At 51.1% G+C, this 4,145-nt stretch carries 2 tRNA genes and 3 rRNA genes; all 5 read right to left on the bottom strand.

What is annotated here, in order from left to right:
* Window positions 1-63: 63 nt before the first annotated feature.
* Window positions 64-179: ribosomal RNA gene (gene rrf, locus IB229_RS21735) — 5S ribosomal RNA — on the bottom strand.
* Window positions 180-310: 131 nt separating this feature from the next.
* Window positions 311-3,203 (bottom strand): 23S ribosomal RNA (locus tag IB229_RS21730).
* A gap of 239 nt (window positions 3,204-3,442) precedes the next feature.
* A tRNA-Ala gene (locus IB229_RS21725) sits at window positions 3,443-3,518 on the bottom strand.
* Window positions 3,519-3,549: 31 nt separating this feature from the next.
* A tRNA-Ile gene (locus IB229_RS21720) sits at window positions 3,550-3,626 on the bottom strand.
* A 93-nt stretch (window positions 3,627-3,719) separates the two neighbouring features.
* A 16S ribosomal RNA gene (locus IB229_RS21715) occupies window positions 3,720-4,145 on the bottom strand; the annotation flags it as partial.

Raw genomic sequence — 4,145 nt, 5'->3', positions numbered from 1 at the left:
TTTTCCATCGCCCAAAGCCAAACCCCCAACCCGATTTCTCGGATTGGGGGTTTGGGGATAGGAGCTTGACGATGACCTACTCTCACATGGGGAAGCCCCACACTACCATCGGCGATGCGTCGTTTCACTACTGAGTTCGGGATGGGATCAGGTGGTTCCAACGCTCTATGTTCGTCAAGCAATTCGGTTGCTGTCTCGGTGTTTAGTCGCTACAGCTAATTGGGTATGTGATTAGGTAAAGCGTGTCTTGCAAATTTTCGGTTTGTTTGTCGACTTCAACCGTCAAACACACAAATTGTTTGGGTGTTATATGGTCAAGCCTCACGGGCAATTAGTATTGGTTAGCTCAACGCCTCACAGCGCTTACACACCCAACCTATCAACGTCGTAGTCTTCGACGGCCCTTCAGGGAGCTCAAGGCTCCAGTGAGATCTCATCTTGAGGCAAGTTTCCCGCTTAGATGCTTTCAGCGGTTATCTTTTCCGAACATAGCTACCCGGCAATGCCACTGGCGTGACAACCGGAACACCAGAGGTTCGTCCACTCCGGTCCTCTCGTACTAGGAGCAGCCCCTCTCAAATCTCAAACGTCCACGGCAGATAGGGACCGAACTGTCTCACGACGTTCTAAACCCAGCTCGCGTACCACTTTAAATGGCGAACAGCCATACCCTTGGGACCGGCTTCAGCCCCAGGATGTGATGAGCCGACATCGAGGTGCCAAACACCGCCGTCGATATGAACTCTTGGGCGGTATCAGCCTGTTATCCCCGGAGTACCTTTTATCCGTTGAGCGATGGCCCTTCCATACAGAACCACCGGATCACTAAGACCTACTTTCGTACCTGCTCGACGTGTCTGTCTCGCAGTCAAGCGCGCTTTTGCCTTTATACTCTACGACCGATTTCCGACCGGTCTGAGCGCACCTTCGTACTCCTCCGTTACTCTTTAGGAGGAGACCGCCCCAGTCAAACTACCCACCATACACTGTCCTCGATCCGGATAACGGACCAGAGTTAGAACCTCAAAGTTGCCAGGGTGGTATTTCAAGGTTGGCTCCACGCAAACTGGCGTTCACGCTTCAAAGCCTCCCACCTATCCTACACAAGCAAATTCAAAGTCCAGTGCAAAGCTATAGTAAAGGTTCACGGGGTCTTTCCGTCTAGCCGCGGATACACTGCATCTTCACAGCGATTTCAATTTCACTGAGTCTCGGGTGGAGACAGCGCCGCCATCGTTACGCCATTCGTGCAGGTCGGAACTTACCCGACAAGGAATTTCGCTACCTTAGGACCGTTATAGTTACGGCCGCCGTTTACCGGGGCTTCGATCAAGAGCTTCGCTTGCGCTAACCCCATCAATTAACCTTCCGGCACCGGGCAGGCGTCACACCCTATACGTCCACTTTCGTGTTTGCAGAGTGCTGTGTTTTTAATAAACAGTCGCAGCGGCCTGGTATCTTCGACCGGCATGAGCTTACGGAGCAAGTCCTTCACCCTCACCGGCGCACCTTCTCCCGAAGTTACGGTGCCATTTTGCCTAGTTCCTTCACCCGAGTTCTCTCAAGCGCCTTGGTATTCTCTACCCAACCACCTGTGTCGGTTTGGGGTACGGTTCCTAGTTACCTGAAGCTTAGAAGCTTTTCCTGGAAGCATGGCATCAACCACTTCATCATCTAAAAGATGACTCGTCATCAGCTCTCGGCATTAAGATCCCGGATTTACCTAAGATCTCTGCCTACCACCTTAAACTTGGACAACCAACGCCAAGCTGGCCTAGCCTTCTCCGTCCCTCCATCGCAGTAACTAGAAGTACAGGAATATTAACCTGTTTCCCATCGACTACGCATTTCTGCCTCGCCTTAGGGACCGACTAACCCTGCGTCGATTAACGTTGCGCAGGAACCCTTGGTCTTTCGGCGTGCGAGTTTTTCACTCGCATTGTCGTTACTCATGTCAGCATTCGCACTTCTGATACCTCCAGCCAGCTTCTCAACTGACCTTCACAGGCTTACAGAACGCTCCTCTACCGCATCACTTACGTGATACCCGTAGCTTCGGTGTATGGTTTGAGCCCCGTTACATCTTCCGCGCAGGCCGACTCGACTAGTGAGCTATTACGCTTTCTTTAAAGGGTGGCTGCTTCTAAGCCAACCTCCTAGCTGTCTAAGCCTTCCCACATCGTTTCCCACTTAACCATAACTTTGGGACCTTAGCTGACGGTCTGGGTTGTTTCCCTTTTCACGACGGACGTTAGCACCCGCCGTGTGTCTCCCATGCTCGGCACTTCTGGGTATTCGGAGTTTGCATCGGTTTGGTAAGTCGGGATGACCCCCTAGCCGAAACAGTGCTCTACCCCCCAGAGTGATACATGAGGCGCTACCTAAATAGCTTTCGAGGAGAACCAGCTATCTCCGAGCTTGATTAGCCTTTCACTCCGATCCACAGGTCATCCGCTAACTTTTCAACGGTAGTCGGTTCGGTCCTCCAGTCAGTGTTACCTAACCTTCAACCTGCCCATGGATAGATCGCCCGGTTTCGGGTCTATACCCAGCGACTAAAGCGCCCTATTAAGACTCGCTTTCGCTACGCCTCCCCTATTCGGTTAAGCTCGCCACTGAATATAAGTCGCTGACCCATTATACAAAAGGTACGCAGTCACCCAACAAAGTAGGCTCCCACTGCTTGTACGCATACGGTTTCAGGATCTATTTCACTCCCCTCTCCGGGGTTCTTTTCGCCTTTCCCTCACGGTACTAGTTCACTATCGGTCAGTCAGTAGTATTTAGCCTTGGAGGATGGTCCCCCCATATTCAGACAAAGTTTCTCGTGCTCCGTCCTACTCGATTTCATTGATAAGAGATTTTCGCGTACAGGGCTATCACCCACTATGGCCGCACTTTCCAGAGCGTTCCGCTAATCTCAAATCAACTTAAGGGCTAGTCCCCGTTCGCTCGCCACTACTAAGGGAATCTCGGTTGATTTCTTTTCCTCAGGGTACTTAGATGTTTCAGTTCCCCTGGTTCGCCTCTTGCACCTATGTATTCAGTACAAGATAACCATCTTATGATGGCTGGGTTCCCCCATTCAGAGATCTCCGGATCACAGTCTATTTGCCGACTCCCCGAAGCTTATCGCAGGCTATCACGTCTTTCATCGCCTCTGACTGCCAAGGCATCCACCGTATGCGCTTCTTCACTTGACCATATAACCCCAAGCAATCTGGTTATTGTCTCTAACGTGAAGACGACATTCGCCGAAAATTTGCATTATTGAGAACACGCAAATTTTACCTTGACTTGAATAACTACCAGTGAAAGTAATTATCCAGTCTACTTCTATCACATACCCAAATTTTTAAAGAACAGTTCTGGCGCAAAGACCAGAATTCAATGCTTGCTTATAAGCATTCAATTCTGAGCTTTCAGCGATTTTATAGAGTAATGGTGGAGCCAAGGAGGATCGAACTCCTGACCTCCTGCGTGCAAAGCAGGCGCTCTCCCAGCTGAGCTATGGCCCCATTTACGGACTTGGCCACATCCCTTGACAATTGGTGGGTCTGGGCAGATTCGAACTGCCGACCTCACCCTTATCAGGGGTGCGCTCTAACCAACTGAGCTACAGACCCAATCGTCTAACTCTCGGGTGTAAACCCAATCGCTTTTCGCAAGTGAATCAAGCAATTCGTGTGGGAACTTATGAAGAAGCTGAAGTCTTCGATTAAGGAGGTGATCCAGCCGCAGGTTCCCCTACGGCTACCTTGTTACGACTTCACCCCAGTCATGAATCACTCCGTGGTAACCGTCCCCCTTGCGGTTAGACTAGCTACTTCTGGAGCAACCCACTCCCATGGTGTGACGGGCGGTGTGTACAAGGCCCGGGAACGTATTCACCGTGACATTCTGATTCACGATTACTAGCGATTCCGACTTCACGCAGTCGAGTTGCAGACTGCGATCCGGACTACGATCGGTTTTATGGGATTAGCTCCACCTCGCGGCTTGGCAACCCTTTGTACCGACCATTGTAGCACGTGTGTAGCCCTGGCCGTAAGGGCCATGATGACTTGACGTCATCCCCACCTTCCTCCGGTTTGTCACCGGCAGTCTCCTTAGAGTGCCCACCATAATGTGCTGGTAACTAAGGA

The organism is Pseudomonas sp. PDM14, assembly GCF_014851905.1.
Lineage (GTDB): Bacteria > Pseudomonadota > Gammaproteobacteria > Pseudomonadales > Pseudomonadaceae > Aquipseudomonas.
This window is presented reverse-complemented; position numbering and strand designations above follow the sequence as displayed.